The organism is Streptomyces sp. OZ13 (assembly GCF_052068155.1).
Lineage (GTDB): Bacteria > Actinomycetota > Actinomycetes > Streptomycetales > Streptomycetaceae > Streptomyces.
The window spans coordinates 123602-148116 of record NZ_JBQHCZ010000002.1 but is presented as its reverse complement, the minus strand read 5'-3'; the positions used below and the strand labels follow the sequence as shown (position 1 = coordinate 148116).

Sequence of the window (24515 nt, the reverse complement as noted above, 5' to 3'; positions counted from 1 at the left end):
CGCTTACCCCAGATCGGAGATGCAGTCATGGCCCACGCTGTGGCGCAGAAATCGCCAGGGCCACCGGCCCGGCGGCCCGGAGCCCGCGGCCGCCGCACGGGAGCGGCGCCCCGCCGGCTGCCGTATCTGCTGATAGCCCCCGCCGGGCTGCTGATGCTGGGCTTCATCGCCTATCCGGTGCTCAGCGTCTTCTATTACAGCCTTCAGGAGTACAACCCGACCAAGCCCTGGCGGAACGGTTTCGCGGGCCTGTCGAACTTCACGACGATCTTCACGGACGACCCGCACTTCTGGGACACACTGACGTTCAGCCTCAAGTGGGTCGTCGTCGAGGTGAGTCTCCAGCTGCTGTTCGGACTGGCGCTCGCCCTGATCGTCAACCAGACCTTCGTCGGCCGGGCCCTCGGGCGCGCACTGGTCTTCTCGCCCTGGGCGGTCTCCGGGGTGCTGACCTCCGCCATCTGGGTGCTGCTCTACAACTCCCAGACCGGCATCACCCGTTACCTCGCGGACCTGGGCATCGGCGAGTACGGCACCTCGTGGCTGTCCGACACCGCCACCGTCTTCCCGGCCGCCGTGGTCGCGGACCTGTGGCGCGGCGTCCCCTTCTTCGCCATCCTCATCCTCGCCGACCTCCAGTCCGTGCCGAAGGACCTGTACGAGGCGGCGGAGGTGGACGGCGCCAACCGGGTGCGGCAGTTCCTCCACATCACCCTGCCGCACCTGAAGGACGCGATCATCCTCTCCACGCTGCTGCGGGCGGTCTGGGAGTTCAACAACGTCGACCTGCTGTACACCCTCACCGGCGGCGGACCCGCCGGCGAGACGACCACGCTGCCGCTCTACATCGCCAACACCAGCGTCGACGCCCATGACTTCGGCTACGCCTCCGCGCTGACGACGGTGGCGTTCGTGATCCTGCTCTTCTTCTCGATGGTCTATCTGCGCCTGAGCAAGTTCGGAGGCCAGGACAAGTGATCACCACACAGGCCACACGCGGCGCGGCGCCCGTGCCCGTCGTCCCGCCCCCCGCCCGGTCGGCGCCCACGAAGCGCCGGCGCGCGTGGGACGAGGTACCGCGGTGGCAGATCTATCTGCCGCTCGGCGTCTACCTCCTCTTCACCCTCATCCCCTTCTACTGGATCCTGCTGTTCGCGGTCCGTCCGACCGGCTCCACCTCGCTGGTGCCGTGGCCGATGACGGGCGAGCACTTCGAGAAGGTGTGGACGGAGCGCAGCTTCGCGACCTTCTTCCAGAACAGTCTCATCACCGGCGTCGCCGTCCTGGTGATGACCACGGTCGTCGCGCTGGCCGGCGGCTACGCCCTCGCCCGTTTCGACTTCCGCCTCAAGAGGGGCTTCATGCTGGCCCTGCTGTGCTCCCAGTTCGTACCGGGCGCGCTGCTGCTGGTACCGCTCTTCGAGATCTTCGCGGGCCTGCAGATGATCAATTCACTGGTCAGCGTCATCATCGCGGAGACCGTTTTCCAGCTGCCGCTGTCGATGATCCTGATCAGCGGCTTCATCAGGAACGTGCCGTACTCCCTGGAGGAGGCGGCGTGGGTGGACGGCTGCAACCGCTTCAGCGCCTTCCGGATCGTGGTGCTGCCCCTGCTGCGGCCGGGTCTCGTCGCCGTCGGCTCCTTCGCGTTCGTCCACGCCTGGAACCACTTCCTGTTCGCGCTGATGTTCCTCAACAACCAGGACAAGCAGACCATCCCGGTCGGTCTCAACACCCTGATGGGCGCGGACAGCGTCGACCTCGGCGCCCTGGCCGCGGGCGGTGTGATCGCCGCCGTTCCCGTCGTCATCGTGTTCGCGTTCATCCAGAAGTGGCTGATCACGGGCTTCAGCGCCGGGGCGGTGAAGGGATGAGCACCGTGGAGGAGCCGCTGCCCGTCGTGCTGGCGGGCGCCCGGGGTCACGGCCGGCAGCACCTGACCAACATCGCCCGGCTCCAGAAGGAGGGACTGGTGCGCCTGGCCGGGGTCTGCGAGCTGCGCCCGCTGTCGCCCGACGAACTCGCCGGTCTCGACGGCTTCGACGGGTCCGCGACGCACCTCGCGCCGGAGCAGGGGCAGGACCTGGACGCGCTCCTCGCCTCGACCGGCGCCCGGATCGTCGTGGTCTGCACACCGATCCAGACGCATACGGACCTGGCGCTGACCGCCGCCCGGCACGGTGCGCACCTGCTGCTCGAGAAGCCGCCCGCCCCCTCGTACGAGGAGTTCCGGCGGATGGCCGACGGGGTCGCCCGGGCAGGCGTGGTCTGCCAGGTCGGGTTCCAGTCCCTGGGTTCGCACGCGTTGCCGGCCGTCCGCGCGCTCGTCGAGGACGGCGTGATCGGCGAGGTTCGCGGCGTGGGGGCGGCCGGTGCATGGGTGCGGGGCGAGGCGTACTTCCGGCGCTCCCCGTGGGCCGGCCGACGGCGTCTCGACGGTGTCGACGTGGTCGACGGGGTGCTGACGAATCCGCTCGCCCACGCGGTGTCGACGGCTCTGGCGCTGGACGGCAGCACACGGGCCGAGGAAGTGGCGGGCGTGGAGGCGGAGTTGTTCCGCGCCAACGACATCGAGTCCGACGACACGTCGTGCGTCCGGGTGGCGACGTCACGCGGGGGCCGGGTCACCGTGGCCGCCACGCTCTGCGCCGAGGTGGCCTCCGAGCCGTACGTGGTGGTGCACGGCAGCAGCGGGCGCATCACGTTCTGGTACAAGCAGGACCGCGTGCTGGTCCAGCGGTCCGGACACGGCCCGCACGAGACCGTTCACGGCAGGACCGATCTGCTGGAGAACCTCGTCCGGCACCTGACACGGGGGGACGCGCTGCTGGTGCCGCCCGATGTCTGCGGCGCGTTCATGCGCGTCGTCGAGGCGGTGCGCACGGCCCCGGAACCGGTCCGGCTGCCGCCGGACGCCTGGCGGCAGGCCGAGGAGGGGAACGCCCCGCGCCGGGTGGTCCCGGGCATCGACGCGCTGGTCGCCGCCGGCGCCGAGTCGCTCCGCCTGTACTCGGAACTCGGCGCGCCCTGGGCCCTGTCGACGGAGGTCACCACACCATGAGCTCCACGACGCAGCTGTACTGCGCGGGCCGGCCCGTCGGCCGTTACTCGCTCCCCGCCGACCTGGACCGGCGATCCTCCCCCCGTCCCTGTCTTCATCCCGTCACCACGCTGGCCGGCGTCCCGGTGACCGAACTGGCGCCGCCGGACCATCCGCACCACTTGGGCGCCGGGGTGGCCGTACCGGATGTGGAAGGCCACAACTTCTGGGGCGGACGGACCTTCGTACGCGGGCAGGGCCCCACCGAGCTCGACAACCACGGGCAGCAGCGCCACGACGGCTTCAAGCTCCGCGACCCGGACGGCTTCGTGGAGGAGCTGAGCTGGGTGGCCGGCGGTCGCCGGCTGCTGCGCGAGCACCGCACGGTGGCGGTCACGCCTCTCACCGACACCGCCTGGGCGCTGGACCTCACGTTCTCCCTGACCAATGCGAGCGGTGCGGTGCTGTCCGTGGGCAGTCCCGCCACCAACGGACGTGACGGCGCCGGTTACGGGGGCTTCTTCTGGCGGGCGCCGAAGGAGCCGGCAGCTCCGGACGTGTTCACCGCGGACGCGGAGGGCGAGAGCGCGGTGCACGGAGCGCGGGCCGACTGGCTGGCCGTGGCGGGGCAGGGCTGGACGCTGGTCTTCGCCGGGGCGACCGCGCGGACCCGGGAGGACCCCTGGTTCGTCCGGGCCGGCGAGTACCCGGGCGTCGGCTCGTCGCTCGCCCCGGTGGAGCGGCTGCCGCTGGGACCGGAGGAGACGCTGGTGCGCCGCGTCGTCACCGTCGTCGCCGACGGGCGCCTGGACCGGGACGGCGCCGCGGCCCTGGTCCACAAGGCGGTGACGGCATGAGGACCGGGGACCTCGGCGACGGGACGTACCGCAATCCCGTTCTCGCCGCCGACTGGTCCGACCCCGACGTGGTCCGGGTCGGCGACGACTTCTATCTCACCGCGTCCAGCTTCGGCCGGGCCCCCGGGCTGCCTCTGTTGCACTCACGGGACCTCGTCAACTGGACCCTGATCGGGCACGCGCTGGAGCGGCTGGAGCCCGCGGCCGCCTTCGCGCTGCCCCGGCAGGACAGCGGGGTGTGGGCGCCGTCGATCCGTCATCACGACGGGCGTTTCTGGATCTTCTGGGGCGACCCGGACCACGGGATCTGGCAGGTCAACTCGACGGACGTGCGCCGGGGCTGGAGCCGTCCGCACCTGGTGAAGGAGGGCAAGGGGCTGATCGACCCCTGCCCGCTGTGGGACGAGGAGACCGGCGAGGCGTACCTCGTCCACGCCTGGGCCCGGTCCCGGTCGGGGATCAACAACCGGCTCACCGGCCATCGGATGCGGCCCGACGGCAGCGCGCTGCTCGACGAGGGGAAGACCGTCGTCGACGGGGACGGCATTCCGGGCTGGTTCACCCTCGAGGGCCCCAAGCTGTACCGGCACGACGGCTGGTTCTGGATCCTGGCCCCGGCCGGCGGTGTCGCGACGGGATGGCAGGGCGCGCTGCGCTCACGGGACTTCTTCGGCCCGTACGAGGAGCGAGTCGTCCTCGAACAGGGCGACACGCCCGTCAACGGGCCGCATCAGGGGGGCTGGGTACGCACCCGGTACGGCGAGGACTGGTTCCTGCACTTCCAGGACCGCGGGGCCTACGGACGCGTGGTCCACCTCCAGCCGATGCAGTGGGACGACGACGGCTGGCCCGTGCTCGGTGACGGGGGCTCGCCCGTCCTCCTCCATCCCAAACCCGACCTGCCGGAGCAGCCGCGGTCCGCCCCCGCCGCCGACGACGGCTTCCCCGGAGGGCGCTTCGGCCGCCAGTGGCAGTGGGCGGCTAACCCGGGCGAGGGCTGGGCCCCGCTGCACTCGGGCGACGGTCTGCGGCTGACGTGCTTACGCGGCGACGACGCGCACGACCTGCGCAGGCTGCCGAACGTCCTCACCCAGCGGCTGCCCGCGACCGACGCGGTCATCGAGGTCGAACTGCGCCTGGACGACGAGGAACCGGGCGCTCGGGCGGGCCTCGCGGTGCTCGGCGACGCGTACGCCTGGATCGGCCTGGAGCGGGACGCCGACGGCACGGTCCAGCTGGTGCACCGCTTCGCGGAGGCGGCCGCGGCGCGCGAACGGGACGCGGCCCGCCCGCGGCCCGCGCCGGACGGCCGGGCGCTGCTGCGGATCGGGACCGGGGCAGGTGCCAGGTGCCGCTTCTCTGCCGCCGTGCCCGGAGCCGGCCAGGACGGGTTCGTGCCGTCCGGCCGGGTCTTCACCGCAACCCCCTGGCGCTGGACCGGTGCCCTCCTCGGCCTGTTCGCCACCGCGCCCGCCGCGGAGCGGACAGCGGCGGCGGGTCACACCGGCGCCGCGACGTTCACACAGTTCCGCATCACCTCTCCCAGCGCCTCCTCACGGACACGCACACCCGCACGGACACGCACACCCGTACGAGCAGAAAAGAGCCGACCATGACGATCTTCCACCGGGGACGGGGCAGAGCCGCCTCCTTCCTCGCCCTCACCACGGCGCTCCTGTTGACCGCCACCGCCTGCGGCGACGACGGCAGCGGCGGCGCCGGGGACAAGGGCGGCGAGGGGTCCGGAAAGGGCGAGATCACCTTCTGGGACAACAACGGCGGTGTCCGCACCGACGTGTGGAAGGAGATCATCGCGGAGTTCGAGAAGAAGCACCCGGACATCGACGTCAACTACGTCGGGGTCGCCTCGACGGAGGTCCAGTCGAAGTACGACACCGCCATCCAGGGCGGCGGCCTGCCGGACGTCGGCGGCGTCGGGGCGGCGATGCTGGCGGGTATCGCCGCACAGGACGCGCTGGAGCCGCTCGACGAGCGCATCGCCGCGAGTCCTCTGGGCGGCAAGCTCAACGCCGGCATGGTGGAGAACGTGAAGGCCGCGGGCGGCCAGGACCTTATGTTCACCGTGCCCACGTCCGCCAGCAACGGCGTGCTGTACTACCGCACCGACCTCTTCGAGGAGGCCGGTCTGGAACCGCCCACCACCTGGGCGAAGTTCTTCACGGCGGCGGACAGGCTCACGGCGAAGGACAAGAACCGCTTCGGCTACACCATCCGCGGCGGCGCCGGGTCCATCGCGCAGGCGCTCGACGCGATGTACGGCCAGAGCGGCATCGACACCTTCTGGCAGGGCGACAGGACCACGGTCAACGCCCCCGAGAACGTGGCGGCGCTGGAGAAGTACGCGGCACTGTTCAAGAAGAACACCCCTGCCGCGGACGTGAACAACGACTTCACCAAGATGGTCGCCCAGTGGGACAGCGGCGAGATCGGCATGCTGAACCACAACCTGGGCTCCTACAAGGACCATGTGAAGGCGCTCGGCACGGAGAAGTTCCGTGGCATCCCGCTGCCGACCACCGACGACGGCACACGGGTGCAGGTCTCCAACCCGGTCGACGGTCTGGGCCTGTTCAAGTCGAGCAAGAACAAGACGGCCGCCTGGAAGTTCATCGAGTTCGCCGCGTCCCACGAGTCCAACAGCCGGTGGAACGAGTCGGCCGGCGCGATCCCGGCCCACACCGACGCGGCCAAGGACGCCTGGGTGCAGAAGGCGGAGCCCACCAGGCTGGCGGCGGAGGCGCTGTCCAGCGGTTCGACGAAGATCGTGCAGCTGCCTTACTACCTGCCCGACTGGAACACCATCTCCAAGGCCGAGAACGAGCCGGCCTTCCAGAAGGTGCTGCTCGGCAAGATGTCGGCGAAGGACTTCCTCGACTCCCTGGCGGAGCAGCTCAACGAGGCCCAGGCCGAGTGGAAGCAGCAGAACGGGTGAGGCCGACCCGTCGTCAGGTGGTCGCGGCGGCGGCGAGCCTTCCGCTCGCCGCCGCGGCGGCCCCCGCCGCCGCGGCCGGGCAGTCCGCCGGCGGCCGGAGCCGCACGCTCTTCATCGCCGGAGACTCCACGGCCGCGCAGAAGTACGCGGACGCCGCGCCGGAGACCGGGTGGGGCATGGCCCTCCCCTTCTTCCTGGACAAGCGGCTGCGCGTCGCCAACCACGCGGTGAACGGACGGAGTTCCAAGAGTTTCGTCGACGAGGGCCGGCTGGACGTCCTGCTGGACCGGATCACGCCCGGTGACCTGCTGCTCGTCCAGTTCGGCCACAACGACGCGAAGAGCGCCGACCCCGCCCGGTACACCGAGCCCTGGTCGACGTACCAGGCACATCTGCGCCGTTACGTCGAAGGGGCCCGCGAACGTGGCGCCCGGCCGGTGTTGGCGACGTCCGTGGAGCGGCGGCGGTTCGACGCGCAGGGGACCGCGGTCCCGACGCACGGCGACTACCCGGCCGCGATGCGGGCGCTGGCCGCCGAGGAGGGGACGGCGCTGCTGGACGTGCAGACCCTGTCGATCGCCCGTTGGCAGGAGCTGGGTCCGGAGGGCACCAAGGCGTACTTCAACTGGACGCCGGAAGAGCAGGACAACACGCACTTCAATCCGCCGGGCGCGATCGCCGTGGCACGGATGGTCACCGAAGCACTGCTGAGCGCCGGCGTGATCGCGCCGCGCGACGTCCGCCGGCTCGAGGACGAGGTCCCCGAGTCGTGGATCACCTGGCCCGCCGCCGACTGAACGGGAAGAGAGCCGCACCATGCACCGCACCGCGCACACGCTGAGATGTCAGGGACGCATCGTCGCAACGGCCCTGGGATGCACCGCACTGGTCCTGACCGCCACCGCGGCGGCGAACGCCACTCCCCACCGGGACCCCGCCCGCCAGACCCTGCCCGACCGGGACGGCTGGGCCTCGCTCGGCACCGGCACCACCGGCGGCGCCGCGGCCCGCCCCGCACAGGTGCACACCGTCACCACCTGGGAGGAGTTCCGGGCCGCGCTCGCCGGCGACGGCGACGCACCCCGGATCATCAAGGTCAAGGGCACCCTCGACGCCACCGCGTCCGGCTGCGCCGCGTTCGAGGAGGAGGGCTACGACTTCGACACCTACCTCGCCGACTACGACCCCGCGGTATGGGGCTACGACACCCCCGTCAGCGGCCCCCAGGAAGACCTGCGCGCCGCGTCGGCGGGCAACCAGGCGCAGGCGATCAAGGCGTACGTACCGGCGAACACCACCATCGTCGGCGTCGGCCGGGACGCGGCCATCGTCGGCGCCAGTCTCCAGGTCAAGGACGTCGACAACGTCATCGTCCGCAACCTCACCCTCGAGAGCCCGCTGGACTGCTTCCCGCAGTGGGACCCGACGGACGGCGCGACGGGCGCGTGGAACTCCGAGTACGACAGCCTCGTGGTGTACGGGTCCACCCATGTGTGGATCGACCACAACACGTTCACCGACGGGCGTCACCCCGACAGTTCGCTGCCGTCCTACTACGGCGAGGTGTACCAGCAGCACGACGGCGAGCTCGACATCGTCAGGGGCGCCGACCTGGTGACGGCCTCCTGGAACGTCTTCGCCGACCACGACAAGACCCTGATGATCGGCAACAGCGACAGCGCCGGCGACACGGACCGCGGCAAACTGCGGGTCACCCTGCACCACAACCTGTTCCGGGACATCGTCGAGCGCGCGCCGCGTGTCCGCTTCGGCAAGGTCGACACGTACAACAACCACTACATCGTCGACAAGGACGCCTACGCCTACAGCTTCGGCATCGGCGCGGAGTCCCAGCTCGTCGCGGAGGCGAACTCGTTCACGCTCCCGGCCGGTGTGGGCGCGGGCCGGATCCTCAAGAAATGGAAGGACTCCCCCGTCACCGCCGAGCGCAACCACGTCAACGGCCTGCCGGTCGACCTGGTGGCCGTCCACAACGCGGAACTGCCGGAGGAGGCGCTGCGGTCGGGCGCCGGCTGGACGCCGACGCTGCGCACCCGCCTCGACCACCCGCGGGCGGTGCCCGGGCTGGTCGTCCACCGGGCGGGCGCGGGCCGGCTGCGCTGAGACGGAAGGAGCCTCATCATGGCCACGCACTCCCCGGGCGCGGCGGTCGGCCGCCGCGCCCTGCTCGCCGCCGGGGCCGGAGCGGCACTCGCGGCGGTGGTGCACAGTCCCGCCCGGGCCGTCACGGACCGCTCCCCCTTCGGGCCGTTCGGTTCGCCGGCGGCCCGGCGCGGCAGCCGGACGCTGTACGTCCACCCGGGCGGGCTCGGCGACCACACCACCGTCCAGGGCGCGGTGGCCGCGGCGGGCGGTCCGGGCTTCACGATCGTCGTCGCCCCGGGGGTCTACCGCGAGGTGGTGACGATCGGCGAGGCCCTCGCGGGTCTCACGCTGATCGGGGCGGGCCCGGACCCCCGTGACACCGTCGTCGTGTACGACAACGCGGACGGCACCGCGAAGCCGGACGGCTCGGGTACGTACGGCACCAGCGGTTCCGCCACCACCACGGTCCGCGCCGCCGGGTTCACCGCCCGCCGGATCACCTTCGCCAACGACTGGCTGCGGGCGGACCATCCGGAGATCAGCGCCACCCAGGCCGTCGCGATCAAGGTGAGCGGCGACCGTTCCGCGTTCCACCACTGCCGCTTCCTGGGCCACCAGGACACCCTGTACGCCGACTCGCCCTCCGTGTCCGCCGTCGCCCGGCAGTTCTTCTCGCACTGCTACGCGGAGGGGGACGTCGACTTCGTCTTCGGACGCGGGCGAGCCGTGTTCGAGCACTGCCGTTTCCACACCCTCGCCAGGGACGTGGACTTCACACCCAAGGGCATGGTGTTCGCCCCGTCCACCGCGCGGGACAACCCGTACGGCTACCTCGCCGTGCGGTGCCGGATCAGCAGCGGCGCGGAGGACGGCGCGTACAAGCTCTCCCGGCCGTGGGTGCCGAGTTCGGACCCGGGCGCGTGGCCATCGCTGGTGGTCCGCGACAGCGTGATCGGTCCGGGGATCGACGCGGTGGAGCCGTACACGAACATGCGGGACACCTACCCGTGGCAGGCGCAGCGGTACGCCGAGTACCGCAACACCGGTCCCGGAGCCCGGATCACCGTGCCGGAGAACCGTCCCCAACTGAGCCTCGTCCAGGCGAGGTCGGCGACGCGCGAGGTGTATCTCGGCGACTGGGCGCCGTGGCGGAGCACCGGCTGACACCGCCGGTACCGGTACGACGCGGGGCTGCCGCCGGTCACGACCGGCGGGGAGCCTCGCGGGACGCTTCGACGGACGGGCTCTCCGAGGTGGCTGATGCTCCGACCGGGCGCTCGCGAACACGGAAATTCCTCAACAGGTGTTCCTCGACGGCCACTTGGGAGATCATGTTGTCACCGGCCGCATGCGATCGAGGGGGACGACATGGCGCGTGTCGTGGTGGTGCACGGAATCGGACAGGAATACCTCGGGCGGCGGTCTCTTCGGGATCCCATCGCCGCCGCGCTCGCCGACGGGGTGGCACTGGCAGTCGAAGCCGGGGACGTCAGCGGTCCCGCCCCGGAGCCGAGTGCTGTTGACGTCGCCTTCTACGGAGACGTCTTCCGTGCCCCCGGGACCAAGGGCGAACCGCCCGCACCGCGTTCCGCCGCCGACTTGACCGACCCGTACGAACAGGCCCTCCTCGAAGCGTGGGCGGCCGGTGTCGCGGCCGAGCCCGCCGGGCCGGGCTCCGTCCCGACCAAGGCCCCCACGCCGCGGACCCTCCAGCGGGCCATGAACATGCTGCTGCGCTCGCCGTGCCTGCCCGGGCCGGTGGCCGAGCGTTTTCTCCTGGGAGTCCTGCGCCAAGTGCGCCGCTACTTCACCGACGACGCCGTCCGCGCCCGTGCCGCCGCGGCCGTTGGTGCCCGCATCGGCCCCGAGACCACCGTGCTCGTGGGCCACTCCCTCGGCTCCGTCGTCGCGTACGAGACGCTGTGCGACCATCCCGAGTGGCCAGTCCGTACTTTGGTGACCCTCGGTTCGCCGCTCGGCATGCCCTCACTCGTCTTCGACCGTCTACGCCCCGCCCCCGCTGCGGGGCGCGGTCACTGGCCGGGCGGTCTCGAGCGCTGGACCAATCTTGCCGACCGGCACGACGTGGTCGCGTCGGTGAAGGAACTGGCTCGTCTGTTCGGGCCCCGTCACCCCGGCCCGCTGCCCGCCGGTTCCCCTGCCGCGGCCGGCGCCCACCGTCCCGCCCTCCGTGACGTGCCCGTCGACAACGGCTGGAAGGTGCACGATTTGCTGCGCCATCTGACCGCCCGCGAGACCGGAACGGCGATCGGCGAGGGGCTCGTGGCGCGCTGATGGGCGAGGCAACACCGCGGCGCTACGCACTCGCCTTCGGCGCCGCGCACTACACGCACGACGAACTGCCCGAACTGCCCGGCGTGGCCGCAGACCTCTCTGCCGTCATCGGCTCATTGGCGGCCGTCGGGTACGAACCGGTTCCGGTCTTCCCCGAAGGAAAACTGGATCCCCGCACACCCGACGACGTCCTGCGGCCCGTGCTGCGCTGGCTCACGTCCGGCTTCGGGGACGACGACGCCCTGCTCGTCTACTACAGCGGCCACGGCCAGGCGGAGGGGACGGCGCATTACCTGATGTGCTCCGACTCCGCCCCAGGCCCTGCGGAGGTCCGCCTCAGCGCGGTCGCCGCCCACCATCTCGTTGAGCTCCCCACCCTCCAGGGAGTCCGCCGTCTACTGCTCGTCCTCGACGCGTGCTACGCCGGCCGCGGCGCGGTGGACGCCATGGAGCGGGCCGTACGGGCCAAGCTCGCCCTCGCCCACGCACCCGGCGCCGACCACCGCTTCCTGAAGTCCTTCGGGGTACTCAGTGCCGCCCGGATCACCGAGGAGGCCCACGACGGCGCGTTCAGCGCCGCCCTCGCCCACGTACTCTCCGACGAGGCACGCCTCGGCCACCGCGCCAGTCATATCTCCCTGTCCGACCTCGTTGGCGCGCTCAACGCGGAGTTCCGGCGGCGCGGCGTGGACCAGCGGGCGGAGTGGGCGCAGCTGTTCGACGACACCGAGGACGGCGACCCGACGTCCGGGTTCTTCCCGAACCCCTACTACGTGCCCGAACTGCGCCTTGACGGACGCGATCTCGACGTCGCGGAACAGCGACACTTCGTACGCCGTCTCGGCGCCCTCTCCGCCTACGAGCGCACCCAGCATCGCCTGAGGCACGTGGACCTCGCCGAGCATTTCTCCCCGCGCGGCAAAGGCCGGCAGACCGTCAGGGAGATCGGGCACTATTTCACCGGCCGGGCCCCGGCCCTCCGGCGGATCGCAGGCTGGTTACGGGGCGACAACGACGGCGACACCCGGGTGTTCGTCGTGACCGGCCCGCCCGGCGTCGGCAAGTCCGCCGTCCTCGGCCGGCTCGTCACCCTGTCCGATCCTGTGGCGCGGGACAGCATCCCGGCCGACACCGTCGCCCTGGGCACTCGGCCGCCCATCGGATCCGTCACCGTCGCTGTGCACGCGCGGGCCCTGACCCTGGCCCAGGTCGTCACCGCCCTCGCCGCCGCGGTCCAAGCGCCCGAGCCGACCGAGTCCGGGCTGCGGGAACGCCTCGCCTCCTTGGACTCCGTCGCCACCATCGTCGTCGATGCGCTCGACGAGTCCGGCGTCGCCCGCGACGAGGAGCGCCGCATCGCCCGCTTCCTCGGCGACCTGGCGGCCGTCTCGCCGCGGCTGCGCCTCCTGCTCGGCACCAGGCAGCACATCGTCCGCGCCGTCACAGAGACGGCACCAAACGTCCAGGTCATGGACCTGGCCGAGCCCGCCTGGACCGGTGTCGAGGATCTCGTCGCCTATTCCGAACGCCTGTTGCGCGCACCGCTGGGCCCGGACAGCGGCACCAACCTGCCGGACTCCTTCGTCACCCCTGCCGCCGATGCGATCGCCCGCGCCGCTCATCCCCTCTACCTGGTGGCCCGCCTCGTGGCCCGTGCGACGGCCGGCGCCGCGGCACACGACGACACGCGGCCTCCCAGTCTCCCTGTCCTCGACACGTCGCGGAGTCCCTCGACCGCGATCGGCCGGGCCTTCCGCTGGGCGCTCGCCCAGCAGTTGGGGCCGGAAGAGGTGGCAGAGGTCAGGTCGCTGCTGCTGCCGCTGGCCTACGCGGAGGGGCAGGGAATGCCCCTCCCCCACATCTGGGCCGCCCTCGCGGCGTCCGCCCCGAACCGGACCGGCCAGACCGCCGAACGGCTGCTCGGCCTGCTGCGCAACGACGCGGTGGGGCCGTACCTCGTTGAGACCCTCGACGAGGACGGCCGGTCGGTCTACCGGCTCTACCACCAGGCACTCGCCGACGACCTGCGCCGTGACGCGCCCCACGACGCCGAGGACCGGTGGTACCGGCGGCTGATGGGCACGGTCCCCCGCTCGGCCGGCGGCAGCAGGCTCTGGCGCGAGGCCGACCCGTACGTGCTGCGTCACTTGGCCGCCAAGGCGGCCGCGGCCGGACGTCTCGACGAACTGGTCACCGACTGCGAGTTCCTGGTCCACGCGCACCCCTCGGGACTGGCCTCCCTGCTGCACGGACTGCGCTCCGGCAAGGCGCGGTCGGCTGCGGCCGTCTACCGCGAACACTTGGACCGGCACCGGCAGCTGAGTCCGGAGGACCGCCGCCACATCCTCGCCTGCGACGCCGCCCGGCACCGGAACAGGAGCCTCCTCGACGGGCTGAACGCCGAAGGCCGTCAGGGCCGTTGGCGACCCCTCTGGGCAGCGGCGGGCACTTCCCGCGCCGTTCTCCACGTGCAGCGGCTCGCCGACGGCGGCGGGCCCGTGTCGGCGGCCGACCGCGTGGGCGTCGCGGGACGGGATGCCATGGTCACGACCGACGGCACCGCGGTCCGCGCCTGGGCCGTCGCGACCGGACGCCCGCTCGACCTGCCCGTGCCCGCCGCCTGCGCTCCCCTCACCGCGCTGACTGTCACCGCCATCGACGGCCACGACCTCCTGGTCACCGCCACAGAAGCGGGTACGGTGCACGTCCACGACCTCACCGCCGGAAGTACGCGGGCATCCGGCCGCCTCGCCGACACGGACCCCTCGCCGGTGAAGGGCCTCGTCACGCTCGTCCTGGACGGGCGCCGAGTCGCGGTGAGCGCCGGCGCGGACGGCGCTCTGCAGGCCTGGGACCTCGCCGACGCCGCGCCGCTTCCGCACCGGATCGTCCTGCCGGACGGTTGCGTCGGCGGACCGGCGACGGCCACCGTCGAGGCGGACCCCCACGCAGCCACCCCGGCCGCGCGGAGAGGATGGGACATCGTGGTGGCCGGCGGCAGCCACGGCACCCTGCACATCTGGGACCCGGCCCGGCGCAGGACCGCGGCCTCCCTCGCGGACGCACGCCGTCCGCCGTTGGACGCCGTGAGCTGCTCGGTCGTGCGGGGGATGCCCGTCGCGGTCACCGCCGACCGGCAGGCCGTACGCATCTGGTCCCTGCGCGGTCTGCGTTCACCGCGCGAAGTGGGCACGCTCGCCCTGCCGTCACCCGCGACGGCGATCTCCTGCACGGAGCCGGGTGGTCGTCCCACCGCGGTACTCGCCTGCGCGGACGGCTCGGTGCACATGCTCGACCTGGAGAGCCGCCGGCTCGTCGCCTCGTCGGCACCCCGGCATCCGAGCGAAGTCGGGGGCCCCACCGCCGCCCGGTCATGGCCCTTCACCGCCGTCCACACGTACACATCCGACGGCGGCGTCGCCACGGCAGTCCTGGGCGCGGCCGACGGCTCCGTACACGTGTGCGATCTCACCCCGCCGCCCGGCGCCTCCAGCGACGGTCACACCCGGGCCGTCGCCGCCGTTAGCTGCGCACACCTTCGGGGCCGGCCGGTGGTGGTGACGACAGGTGGCGACAGAACCATCCGCGTCTGGCGGATGGACGACGGTGCGCCCGCCCTGGACCACATCACCGACGGCGTCTCCGGGTTCGAGGGCGTCGTAGCCGCCGAAGCGGGCGGTCGTACGCTCGCCCTGACACAGGCGGCCAACCGGCCCACCGAGGTCTGGGACCTGACGAGCGGCACCACCATGGAACGCCACTGGCCGCGTTGGGCCACGGCCGCTGCCGTCGGCCGACACGCCGGCGGCCCTGTCGCCGTGACGGCGGACCATACACACCGCCTGCAGGTGTGGGACATGGTCACCGGCACCACGCTGCGCGAACTGGCGGGAGCCACGGGCCGGGTGACCGACATGGCATGCGCACCGCACGCCGGCCGGCTGACAGTGGTGGCCGCCCAGTCGGACGGGACCGTGCACATGTGGGGCAGCACCCCGGGCAGCCACGGGGTCCCGGATTCCCGCGACACTTGGGACGTCAGCGCGGTCGCCTGCGTCCGCCCCGGCGGCCGGCCCGTCGCCCTTGTGGCGTGCGGTGATGGCACGGTCAGAGCCTGGGACGGAGTCAAGGACACCGTCGTCGCGGAGCAGGAACCAGGAATATCCGCCCTCGCGGGACGGCTCGTGGACGGGCGTCTGTTGCTGGCAACGGGCGACGGAACAGGCCGGGTGACCCTCTGGGAGACGGACGGCAGTGCATGGCCGCTGGTCTTCGCCGGCCCTCCCGTCGACACTTTCACCCTGCCCGACCCGGTCGGCGCCGGCGCTCTTGAGTTCGCCCCTGAGGGGCGGCTGGTTCTCTGCGCGAACAAGGACGTCTACGCCTTCGCCGCCGAGGGCGGGCCGGACCTCAAGTGCTAGTGCCACTCCCGGACCGTGCCGGGGAGCCCCCACCGACGTGCTGCCGGCAGGGGCCGCCCCTTCCTACCGGGGCCTCAGGATCCGCGCGTCAGTTGTAGCTGATGTCGGAGGAGCCGTACCGGCAGTACGTGCCGTCCGGACCGCTGCCCGTCTCGACCGGTTCGTCGCCGGAGTCGTTGCCCGTGTAGCGGATGCAGGGCTTGATCTTCCGGCTGCTGTCGCCGTGGATACGGACGTTGCGCAGGGCCGCCGTGTCACCGTGGTTGGTGTTGATGCCCACGAGGGACTTCCCCGGCGCGGTGACGTCCACGTCGTTGACGATGATCGACCGCTTGTACTGCGTGGAGCAGTTGCCGCAGGAACGGACCAGCTTGCCGAAGTCGGAGACCTGGAACTTGGTGACGACCAGCTTGCCCGCCCCGTTGAACTGGAAGACCTTGTCGGACGCCTTGCGCGCGCCCCCGCCGTACACGGTGTAGACGGAGCCCGCGGACTTGCCCTTGAAGCTGGCGGCGTCCTCGCCGACGTCCTCCCACCAGACGTTCTGCAGCGTGCAACTGCCCATGCAGTGGACGCCGTCGGCGGCCGGCGAGCCGAGGACGACGTTCTTCAGTACGGCGCCGTCCTTCAGCTTGAAGATGGGAGGCTGTCCCTCGCCCTGGCCGCCGTCGCCGAGGTCGCCACTGCCGTAGAACCGCTTCAGCCCGCCGTCGTACGTGCCGGACACCTCGATGGTGGCGGTCACTGGCGAGCTGCCGTTGGGCTTGGGCCACGCGGTCGCCGCGCCGGCCGTGTTGAGCATGCTCGTGGTGACGATCCCGGTCACGGTCAGCCCGAGCGCCGCTCCCAGCGCGGCGACCGTCCTGCGGCGCCGGAGGCTCCGCTTGTGTCGGCTCATGTGTTCTGGGCCCTTTCGCATGGGGGGTTTGAAGACCTACGCCGGAAGGTCGCCACAGAAAGGCCCCAGGTTGCCGCCGCCGCGCGATTTCTTCCCCGACCCGTCAGGACGGTGTGCGGGCGAAGTCGCCCTGGACCGCGGCCGGTTCCCCCGACGCCTCGGAACGGACCGTGTACGTGTCCCCGGCCGCGTCACGGCCGCCCTCCGCATGGTTGTACTGGCCGGCGAAGACGTGCTGCCCCGGCGGGACCGTACGCCCCGGCCGCAGCGTCCAGCGGTAGACGAGGGCGCCGCCTTCCTTCCGTACGGAGAAGTCGAAGTCGCCGGCGGGACGGGTGCGCCAGCCGCCGGTGCTCGCCACGCCGCCGGTGTCGGTGATCCGCAGCTCCACCGTGAGCGAGGTCAGCGCCTTGCGGTTCTTCACCGTGACGTTGCTCTGCGCCCAGTAGCTGTTGCTGTGCGGGTCCACGGAGCCGTCGGACCACAGGTGGCCGTCCTCGGTCCGTGCCGGTGACGGCCGTTCGGTGCCGCCCGGTGCCGGGGAGGCGGGCGGCGAGGCCGCACCGGCCACCGCTCCGTCGCCGTCGCGGCCCATGGTCGCCACGGTGTGGCCGCCGAGTGCCAGGACCGCCACGACCGCCGCCGTCGCTCCGGCGATCGCCAGCCGGCTCGCGCGGCCCGGCCGGTACACCGGCACCGCCCCGGCCGGCTGCCGGTCCTCCGCCATGCCGCGTTCGACGCGGGCGAGCATCCGCTCCCGGTCGGGGCGGTGGGACGCCGCCGCCTCCCGCAGCCGCCTGCGCACCTCGTCCATCAGTTCCGGCCTCCGACCAGCTCCGAGGCTGCCATGGGACCCAGCAGCCGTTGCAGTTCCGCCATGCCCTTGGAGGTCTGGCTCTTGACCGTGCCGACCGAGACGCCGAGCGCCAGGGCCGTATCGCGCTCCGACAGGTCGAAAGCATGGCGCAGTACGACGCAGGCGCGTTTACGGAACGGCAGGGCGCGCAGCGCCTCCCGCACGTCGACGACGACGGGGACGTCGGGCCCGTCGGTCTTCTCGGAGCGCTGCGACCAGAACAGCGCCACCCGGCGCCGTTCCCTGACGGCGCTCCGGATGCGGCTGCGGGCGAGGTTGGCGACGACGCCACGGGCGTAGGCGACGGGATGGTCGGCGGCGCGCGCACGGTCCCAGCGGTCCCACAGCGCGAGCATCGCGTCGGCGGCGAGGTCGTCGGCGGCGTCGGCCTCGCCGGTCAGCAGATGGGCGAGACGGGCGAGTTCGGCGTAGTGGCGCTCGAAGAACGCCTGGAATTCCGCGCGCGCCTCATCGGCGGCTGTGGCCATGATGTCCTCTCCCTCCGGTCCCGGCGCGGTGCGGCGCGTCAGCGGGGAGCGGGGCCGGAGCTGGCCCGCACGGTGAGTTCGGGTGCGAGGAGCACGGTCCGCGCCGCCTCCCCGCCGTCCAGCACGGCCACCACCTGCTCGACCGCGCGCCGGCCCATGTCCTGCGCCGGAACCGCGACGGCGGTGAGCGGCACCGGCGCCTGCGCCGCGACCTGGTCGGGGCAGATGGCGACGACGGACACGTCCTCCGGTACGGCCAGCCGCTGCTGGCGCAGCAGGGCCAGCAGGGGGTCGGTGGCGGCCTCGTTCTGCACGACGAAGGCCGTCGTGCCGGGGCGTTCCTCGAGGATCCGTCCGAGGGTGGCGGCGACCGCGGTCCAGCCGCTCGCGCAGGGGCGGTGCAGGAGTCGCATGCCGTGCGTCCCGGCGGCGGAGCGCAGTCCGGCGAGGGTGCGCTCGGCGAAGCCGGTGTGGCGTTCGTACACCCCGGGGGCCTCGCCGATGAACGCGATCTCCCGGTGGCCGAGCCCGGCCAGGTGTTCCACGCACAGTGCCCCGGCCGCCGTGAAGTCGAGGTCGACGCAGCCGATGCCACCGGTGTCGGCGGGCAGTCCGATGAGCACGGCGGGGCGCCGGGCGGCCCGCAGCAGCGGCAGCCGTTCGTCGTCGAGCTCCACGTCCATGACGATCATCGCGTCCGCCACCGCGCTGCCCTCGATGCGCCGCACGGCCTCCGGCCCCTCCTCCCCGGTGAGCAGGAGGACGTCGTAGCCGTGGGCGCGGGCCGTGGTGGTGACGGCCATGGCGATCTGGAGCATCACGGGCACATAGATGTCGGTGCGCAGCGGCACCATCAGCGCGATGATGCCGGACCGGTTGCTGGCGAGTGCGCGGGCGCCGGCGTGCGGCCGGTAGCCGAGTTCTTCGATGCTCCGCTCGACCCGCTCGCGGGTACTCCGGGAGATCGAGCGTTTGCCGCTGAGGACATAGCTGACCGTGCTGGCGGAGACGCCTGCGTGGCGGGCGACATCAGCAAGGGTGACCATTCGTGCACTCCACGGCGGAACGTTGTGACGCGCCTCGGCGTCCTGAGAGCCATGACCCTAAAGTTGCGGGTCATGGCCTGTCCAGGTCGGCCGAGGCGCGTCGGAGCGCCCGCGGGTCACCGCTCGCGCGGTGTGCCCGCTGCCGGGACCTCTCGTCCGGATCCGGCCGTGCCCGATCCGAACGAGGACCCTAAAGCCTCTCGTCCGGATCCGGCCCGATCCGAACGCAAGACCCTAGAGCGCCGGGTGGGCGTTCTTCATGAGCTCCTGGAACTGCGCGGAGAACCAGTGGCCGGAGACCGGGGCACCGCCCAGCGCGCCGGACATGTTGTTCCCGTTGCGCACGTTGCCCGTGTAGGTCGGGTCGCACATCCGGTCGAAGCCCTTGCCCTCGTCGTTCGGGATCTCCGAGCTGGAGCCGTCGGACTCACCCGGGGGCTTGACCCACAGGTAGGCGTCGATGCCCGCCTCGGGAGCCGCCTTCGGCCGCTCGCCGAGGCCCGCGCCCGCCTGGTTGCACCAGTTGCCGAGGTGGATCCGGCGGTCGAGCTTGCCGCCGTTGACGTAGGTGTCGACGTTGGTCTGCGGCCCCGGTCCGGTGGGCCGTGCGGTGCCGCCCCAGCCGTTGCGGGAGGTGTCGATCAGCATGCCGATGTTGGAGGCGAAGCCTGCCTGGACCAGGCGCTGGCGGAAGGCCTGGGCGTAGGACAGTTCATCGACGTAGCGGTTCCAGTCGACCCACTTCGACTGGCGCACCGAGGTGCCGCCCACCGCGTCGTTGATCGTGAAGTGCGGCTCCTTGAGGGGGCCGTAGTTGGCGGTGTTGGTGATGAAGCCGGTGACGTACTCCAGCTTGCTGCCCTCGGCCTTGGCGGCCTGGGCGAACAGTTCGGCGGAGGGTCCGAAGTTGTCGTCCCAGCCCAGCCAGCCGTGGTGACCGGCGTCGATGTAGTTGTAGACGTTGGGGATCGGGCCGAGCTTGGACAGCGCGTAGCCGACACCCTTGACGTAGTTGCCGTTCGCCTTCATCACGTCGCACTGCGGGGTGGCGGTGGGCCGGCTGCCCGCGTTGGTGATGAGGTTGGGCAGCGAGTCGATCTCGATGACGGTGGTGATGCGCAGGCTCGCGTACTTCGGGTCGGCGACGGCGGCCGCGATCGGGTCGATGAACTCGCTCTTGTAGCGCGGGAGCTCCTCGGGCCCGAGCTCGCCGTTGGAGGCGAGTGCGGCGCAGTCGCGGCCGGGGAGGTCGTAGACGACGAGGTTGATGGCCAGCGGGCTGCCGCCGGCCTGCTTGAGCGCCTCGTCGAGGTGGTCGCGCAGACCCATCCCGCCGTTGACGCCCTCGATCGCCGCGATGCGGTCGAGCCACACGGAGGTCGAGGTGTTGGCGATGCGGCTGCCGCCCGGTTCGGCGGCGGCCTTCGCCGACCATTCGGGGTTGACGTACATCTTGGCACCGACGAACGGGTTGTCGACCTTGTCACCGGCCGGGGGGTCGGTCGGAGGGTCGGTGGGCGGGTCGGTGGGCGTGGTGCCGCCGTTGCAGGTCACGCCGTTGACCGCGAAGGACGTCGGCGCGGTGTTGGTGCCGCTGTAGGAGAACTGCGCGCCCGGTGAGACGGTCGCGCCGCCGGCGATGGACCGGTTCCAGTCGGTGCCCTTGACCGTGACGGTGCTGCCTGACTGCGACCAGGTGCCGTTCCAGCCGCTGCTGAGCTTTTGATTGCCCGTATAGGCGTACGTCAGCGTCCAGTTCTCGATCGCGGTGGTGCCGGTGTTCTTGACGTTGACCGTGGTCGTGAAGCCGGAGCCCCAGTCGCTGGTCTGGTAGTCGACGCTGCATGCGATCGCCGCGGCGGCGGCGGGCGTCTGCATGAGGGTGACGGCGCCGGCGCCGGTGGCCAGAAGGCTGCAGGCGGCCAGCAGGGCGGTGCGCTTCCGTCGCAGCGGTGGTGCGGTGGCACGGCTCATGATGTCGCGGCTCATGGGGTGACGTGTCCTCTCGTCGGCGAATCGGGGGTGGGGGCATTGCGCTGGTCGAGCAGCCGTGTGCACACGGCCTGCCAGTGGGAGCGCTCCCAGCCAAGTGACCGAAAACGGGGGGCGGTTCTGTCCCCTTCCGGAGACTCTTTACGGGGATACGTGAACCGTCGCAGCGCGATTGCGCCCGGTGCGGGCAGGACACCGGGCGGAGCGACGGCAAGGTGCGGGGGGTGACGCATGAGCGACTCCTTGCAGCTCGGACGCGCCGAAAACGGCGTGTCCCGTGATGGAACCGCTCCCACTGGTTGCACCGGAGGCTAGCGCCGAACGGCGGGGCAGAGAAGGGGACTTGGCAAATTTCTTGACGGAGCGCACTTCTCCACCCCGGTTTCTGTGACAACTCTTGACAGCTCCGCCGCACCACCTCACCGTGGGAGCGCTCCCACTGGTTCAAGGCTTGTGCTCAGCATGCCCGTGCTCAACTCCCCGAGCCGCTAGGAGAGTCACCCCCATGTCTCCACCAGGAAGACGGCGCCCACTGAGGCGCGTACTGACGGCGCTGGCCGCCGTCCTCTCGCTCCCCCTGACCCTCACCGCGACCGGCACGGCGCCGGCCCACGCCGCCGCCGTGCAGTGCAGCGTCGACTACCGGACCAGTGACTGGGGTTCCGGCTTCACCACCGACCTCACCATCACGAACCGCGGTTCCGAAGTGATCGACGACTGGACCCTGACGTACGCCTACTCGGGGAACCAGAAGCTCAGCAACGGATGGAACGGCACCTGGTCGCAGTCGGGCAGCACCGTCACGGTCAAGGCGCCCACCTGGAGCCGGTCGATCGCCGCCGGTGCCGCCGTCAGCACCGGCGCCCAGTTCTCCTACAGCGGCACCAACGCCGCGCCCACCTCCTTCGCCGTCAACGGCACCCGATGCACCGGCGCCCACCAGCCGCCGATCGCCGTGCTCACCAGCCCGACGGCCGGTGCGGTCTTCTCCGCCGGCGACCCCGTCCCGCTGGCCGCGACGGCCGCCGCGGCCGACGGCGCGAGTGTCACCAAGGTCGAGTTCTACAGCGACACGACCCTGCTGGGCACGGACACCAGCTCCCCGTACACGTTCAGCGCCGCCGGCCTCGCGGCAGGTGACTACTCGCTCTACGCCAAGGCCTACGACAGCCAGGGCGCCTCGGCCGAGTCGCCCCCGGTCGGCATCACCGTGGCCACCGGCCCCGCGCTCGTGGCCTCACCCACGCAACTCGGCGTCCAGCAGGGCGGTTCCGGAGCGTTCGACGTCAAGCTGTCCACCCAGCCGTCCTCCAACGTCACGGTGTCCGTGGCCCGCACGGCGGGCAACACCGGCCTGAGCGTGAGCAGCGGCGGAAGTCTCACCTTCACCCCGTCGAACTGGAACACGGCGCAGAAGGTGACCATCGCCGCCGACAGCCAGGGCACCGGCGCGGCCACCTTCAGGGTGACCGCCCCCGGCCACACGGCGGCCGAGGTGACGGTGACGCAACTGGGCGGTTCGAAGGAGTACGACGGGCGCTTCCTCGAGCTGTACGGGAAGATCACCGACCCGGCCAACGGCTACTTCTCGCCCGAGGGCATCCCGTACCACTCCGTCGAGACGCTGATCGTCGAGGCCCCCGACCACGGGCACGAGACGACGTCGGAGGCGTACAGCTACCTGATCTGGCTCCAGGCCATGTACGGCCGGATCAGCGGTGACTGGACGAAGTTCAACGGAGCCTGGGAGATCATGGAGAAGTACATGATCCCCACGCACGCCGACCAGGCCACCGGCTCCTACTACGACCCGAACAAGCCGGCCACCTACGCGCCGGAGCACGACCAGCCCTCCCAGTACCCGGCCGAGCTCCAGCCCTCCGTGACATCCGGCAAGGACCCGATCGCGGCAGAGCTGAAGAGCGCGTACGGCACGGACGACGTCTACGGCATGCACTGGCTCCAGGACGTCGACAACGTCTACGGGTACGGCAACGAGCCCGGCAAGTGCGAGGCCGGGCCGAGCGCGACAGGCCCCTCGTACATCAACACCTTCCAGCGCGGTCCGCAGGAATCGGTGTGGGAGACGGTGCCGCAGCCGACATGTGACCGGTTCGCCTACGGCGGCCCCAACGGCTACCTGGACCTGTTCACCAAGGACGCGTCCTACGCCAAGCAGTGGAAGTACACCAACGCCCCGGACGCGGACGCCCGCGCCGTGCAGGCCGCCTACTGGGCCGACCTGTGGGCCAAGGAGCAGGGCAAGGGCTCCCAGGTCTCCGGGACGGTCGCCAAGGCCGCCAAGATGGGCGACTACCTGCGCTACGCCATGTTCGACAAGTACTTCAAGAAGGTCGGCAACTGCGTGGGTCCGACGACCTGCCCGGCCGGCACCGGCAAGGACAGCTCGCACTACCTGCTGTCCTGGTACTACGCCTGGGGTGGCGCGGCCGACTCCTCGGCGGGCTGGGCCTGGCGGATCGGCTCCAGCCACGCGCACGGCGGTTACCAGAACCCGCTCGCGGCCCACGCGCTCAGCGCCTACGCCCCGCTGAAGCCCAAGTCGCCGACGGCGCAGGCGGACTGGGCGAAGAGCCTGGACCGGCAGATCGAGTTCTACCGCTGGCTGCAGGCCGACGAGGGAGCCATCGCGGGCGGTGCGACGAACAGTGTCGGCGGCCGCTACGAGGCGCCGGCGGCCGGTACGCCCACCTTCTACGGTATGGCGTACGACGAGAAGCCGGTGTACCACGACCCGCCGTCGAACCAGTGGTTCGGCTTCCAGGCGTGGTCCATGGAGCGGGTCGCCGAGTACTACCAGCAGACGGGCGACGCGCAGGCGAAGGAGGTGCTCGACAAGTGGGTCGACTGGGCGCTCTCCGAGACGACCGTCAACCCCGACGGCACGTTCCGGATCCCGTCCACGCTCCAGTGGTCCGGCAAGCCGGACACGTGGAACGCGGCGAACCCGGGCGCCAACGCCGGTCTGCACGTGACGGTGGCCGACTACACCCAGGACGTGGGCGTGGCCGGCGCGTACGCCAAGGTGCTGACGTACTACGCCGCACGTTCGGGTGACGCGGAGGCCAAGTCCGTGGCCAAGGCGCTGCTCGACGGGATGTGGGACCACCACCAGGACGCGCTCGGCATCGCGGTGCCCGAGACGCGTACCGACTACAGCCGGTTCGACGACCCGGTGTACGTGCCCAGCGGCTGGACGGGCACGATGCCGAACGGCGACACCATCAACTCGTCGTCGACGTTCGCGTCGCTGCGTTCCTTCTACGAGGACGACCCTGCCTGGTCGAAGATCGAGAGTTACCTGGCGGGCGGCGCCGCACCGGAGTTCACGTACCACCGCTTCTGGGCGCAGGCGGACATCGCCCTCGCCATGGGCGCGTACGCGGAGCTGCTCGAGTGACGCACGACCGGTGAGTGCCCGCCCGCGACCTGTTGGGGCAGGTCGCCACGGGGCGGTCACCGGACCGGGCAGTCGTTGACGGCGGAGCCGGGCCGGCATCCAGAGTGATGCCGCCCGGCTCCGTCGTGCTCCCGCACCGGAT

The 24515-nt window shown here is 71.5% G+C and carries 17 protein-coding genes; 12 read left to right on the top strand and 5 right to left on the bottom strand.

What is annotated here, in order from left to right:
* The first annotated feature begins 27 nt into the window (after window positions 1–27).
* The 11 genes from ACTMTU_RS04265 (at window position 28) to ACTMTU_RS04215 (ending at window position 15672) form a co-directional block, all read left to right on the top strand.
* The gene (locus ACTMTU_RS04265; RefSeq protein ID WP_441262086.1) at window positions 28–978 is read left to right on the top strand and encodes a carbohydrate ABC transporter permease; all 951 of its coding nucleotides are present in this window, start codon (window positions 28–30) and stop codon (window positions 976–978) included.
* On the top strand, window positions 978–1874 hold the full coding sequence (locus ACTMTU_RS04260) for a carbohydrate ABC transporter permease (protein WP_441262582.1): 897 nt from the start codon (window positions 978–980) through the stop codon (window positions 1872–1874). Before ACTMTU_RS04265 ends, ACTMTU_RS04260 begins: the two co-directional genes overlap by 1 nt.
* Window positions 1871–3061, top strand: coding sequence for a Gfo/Idh/MocA family protein (locus ACTMTU_RS04255; protein WP_441262085.1), 1191 nt, complete (start codon window positions 1871–1873; stop codon window positions 3059–3061). The genes ACTMTU_RS04260 and ACTMTU_RS04255 overlap by 4 nt, the downstream gene beginning before the upstream one ends.
* Entirely contained in the window at window positions 3058–3897 is an 840-nt protein-coding gene (locus ACTMTU_RS04250) for a PmoA family protein (protein WP_441262084.1), read from the top strand. The genes ACTMTU_RS04255 and ACTMTU_RS04250 overlap by 4 nt, the downstream gene beginning before the upstream one ends.
* Window positions 3894–5513: a family 43 glycosylhydrolase gene (locus ACTMTU_RS04245; RefSeq protein WP_441262083.1), complete on the top strand. Its 1620-nt coding sequence runs from the start codon at window positions 3894–3896 to the stop codon at window positions 5511–5513. Before ACTMTU_RS04250 ends, ACTMTU_RS04245 begins: the two co-directional genes overlap by 4 nt.
* Window positions 5510–6850 carry an ABC transporter substrate-binding protein gene (locus tag ACTMTU_RS04240; RefSeq protein WP_441262082.1) on the top strand — a complete coding sequence of 447 codons (1341 nt, stop codon included), beginning with the start codon at window positions 5510–5512 and terminating at the stop codon, window positions 6848–6850. The genes ACTMTU_RS04245 and ACTMTU_RS04240 overlap by 4 nt, the downstream gene beginning before the upstream one ends.
* Window positions 6847–7647 (top strand): rhamnogalacturonan acetylesterase, encoded by an 801-nt coding sequence (locus ACTMTU_RS04235; protein WP_441262581.1) that lies wholly within the window; start codon window positions 6847–6849, stop codon window positions 7645–7647. The genes ACTMTU_RS04240 and ACTMTU_RS04235 overlap by 4 nt, the downstream gene beginning before the upstream one ends.
* A 19-nt stretch (window positions 7648–7666) precedes the next feature.
* Window positions 7667–8974 (top strand): pectate lyase family protein, encoded by a 1308-nt coding sequence (locus tag ACTMTU_RS04230; RefSeq protein WP_441262081.1) that lies wholly within the window; start codon window positions 7667–7669, stop codon window positions 8972–8974.
* A gap of 18 nt (window positions 8975–8992) precedes the next feature.
* Window positions 8993–10120 (top strand): pectinesterase family protein, encoded by a 1128-nt coding sequence (locus tag ACTMTU_RS04225; protein ID WP_441262080.1) that lies wholly within the window; start codon window positions 8993–8995, stop codon window positions 10118–10120.
* Between the two features lie 204 nt (window positions 10121–10324).
* Window positions 10325–11251, top strand: coding sequence for a PGAP1-like alpha/beta domain-containing protein (locus tag ACTMTU_RS04220; RefSeq protein WP_441262079.1), 927 nt, complete (start codon window positions 10325–10327; stop codon window positions 11249–11251).
* A complete protein-coding gene (locus ACTMTU_RS04215) occupies window positions 11251–15672 on the top strand; it encodes a caspase family protein (protein ID WP_441262078.1) in 4422 nt (1473 codons plus the stop codon). The genes ACTMTU_RS04220 and ACTMTU_RS04215 overlap by 1 nt, the downstream gene beginning before the upstream one ends.
* A gap of 88 nt (window positions 15673–15760) precedes the next feature.
* On the opposite strand, the gene ACTMTU_RS04210 is transcribed toward ACTMTU_RS04215, so the two are convergent.
* The 5 genes from ACTMTU_RS04210 to ACTMTU_RS04190 all read right to left on the bottom strand — a co-directional run bounded on the left by ACTMTU_RS04210 (window position 15761) and on the right by ACTMTU_RS04190 (window position 20934).
* Window positions 15761–16570, bottom strand: a complete 810-nt coding sequence (locus ACTMTU_RS04210) for a pectate lyase (protein WP_441262077.1) — start codon at window positions 16568–16570, stop codon at window positions 15761–15763.
* Window positions 16571–16673: 103 nt separating this feature from the next.
* The gene (locus tag ACTMTU_RS04205) at window positions 16674–17384 is read right to left on the bottom strand and encodes a hypothetical protein (protein WP_441262076.1); all 711 of its coding nucleotides are present in this window, start codon (window positions 17382–17384) and stop codon (window positions 16674–16676) included.
* Complete coding sequence (locus tag ACTMTU_RS04200; protein WP_441262075.1) at window positions 17384–17914, bottom strand: SigE family RNA polymerase sigma factor; 531 nt, start codon at window positions 17912–17914, stop codon at window positions 17384–17386. The genes ACTMTU_RS04205 and ACTMTU_RS04200 overlap by 1 nt, the downstream gene beginning before the upstream one ends.
* A 38-nt stretch (window positions 17915–17952) precedes the next feature.
* Window positions 17953–18960, bottom strand: coding sequence for a LacI family DNA-binding transcriptional regulator (locus ACTMTU_RS04195; RefSeq protein ID WP_441262074.1), 1008 nt, complete (start codon window positions 18958–18960; stop codon window positions 17953–17955).
* A 234-nt stretch (window positions 18961–19194) separates the two neighbouring features.
* On the bottom strand, window positions 19195–20934 hold the full coding sequence (locus ACTMTU_RS04190; RefSeq protein WP_441262580.1) for a glycoside hydrolase family 6 protein: 1740 nt from the start codon (window positions 20932–20934) through the stop codon (window positions 19195–19197).
* 523 nt (window positions 20935–21457) lie between these two features.
* On the opposite strand from ACTMTU_RS04190, the gene ACTMTU_RS04185 reads away from it, so the two are divergent.
* Window positions 21458–24373 carry a glycoside hydrolase family 48 protein gene (locus ACTMTU_RS04185; protein WP_441262073.1) on the top strand — a complete coding sequence of 972 codons (2916 nt, stop codon included), beginning with the start codon at window positions 21458–21460 and terminating at the stop codon, window positions 24371–24373.
* Window positions 24374–24515 lie beyond the last annotated feature (142 nt).

Coding starts and splice junctions, on each gene's coding strand:
- ACTMTU_RS04250 (WP_441262084.1), top strand. CDS start 3,058: ATGAGCTCCACGACGCAGCTGTACTGCGCGGGCCGGCCCGTCGGCCGT.
- ACTMTU_RS04255 (WP_441262085.1), top strand. CDS start 1,871: ATGAGCACCGTGGAGGAGCCGCTGCCCGTCGTGCTGGCGGGCGCCCGG.
- ACTMTU_RS04215 (WP_441262078.1), top strand. CDS start 11,251: ATGGGCGAGGCAACACCGCGGCGCTACGCACTCGCCTTCGGCGCCGCG.
- ACTMTU_RS04185 (WP_441262073.1), top strand. CDS start 21,458: ATGTCTCCACCAGGAAGACGGCGCCCACTGAGGCGCGTACTGACGGCG.
- ACTMTU_RS04210 (WP_441262077.1), bottom strand. CDS start 16,570: ATGAGCCGACACAAGCGGAGCCTCCGGCGCCGCAGGACGGTCGCCGCG.
- ACTMTU_RS04220 (WP_441262079.1), top strand. CDS start 10,325: ATGGCGCGTGTCGTGGTGGTGCACGGAATCGGACAGGAATACCTCGGG.
- ACTMTU_RS04230 (WP_441262081.1), top strand. CDS start 7,667: ATGCACCGCACCGCGCACACGCTGAGATGTCAGGGACGCATCGTCGCA.
- ACTMTU_RS04245 (WP_441262083.1), top strand. CDS start 3,894: ATGAGGACCGGGGACCTCGGCGACGGGACGTACCGCAATCCCGTTCTC.
- ACTMTU_RS04265 (WP_441262086.1), top strand. CDS start 28: ATGGCCCACGCTGTGGCGCAGAAATCGCCAGGGCCACCGGCCCGGCGG.
- ACTMTU_RS04205 (WP_441262076.1), bottom strand. CDS start 17,384: ATGGACGAGGTGCGCAGGCGGCTGCGGGAGGCGGCGGCGTCCCACCGC.
- ACTMTU_RS04225 (WP_441262080.1), top strand. CDS start 8,993: ATGGCCACGCACTCCCCGGGCGCGGCGGTCGGCCGCCGCGCCCTGCTC.
- ACTMTU_RS04240 (WP_441262082.1), top strand. CDS start 5,510: ATGACGATCTTCCACCGGGGACGGGGCAGAGCCGCCTCCTTCCTCGCC.
- ACTMTU_RS04195 (WP_441262074.1), bottom strand. CDS start 18,960: ATGGTCACCCTTGCTGATGTCGCCCGCCACGCAGGCGTCTCCGCCAGC.
- ACTMTU_RS04190 (WP_441262580.1), bottom strand. CDS start 20,934: ATGAGCCGTGCCACCGCACCACCGCTGCGACGGAAGCGCACCGCCCTG.
- ACTMTU_RS04200 (WP_441262075.1), bottom strand. CDS start 17,914: ATGGCCACAGCCGCCGATGAGGCGCGCGCGGAATTCCAGGCGTTCTTC.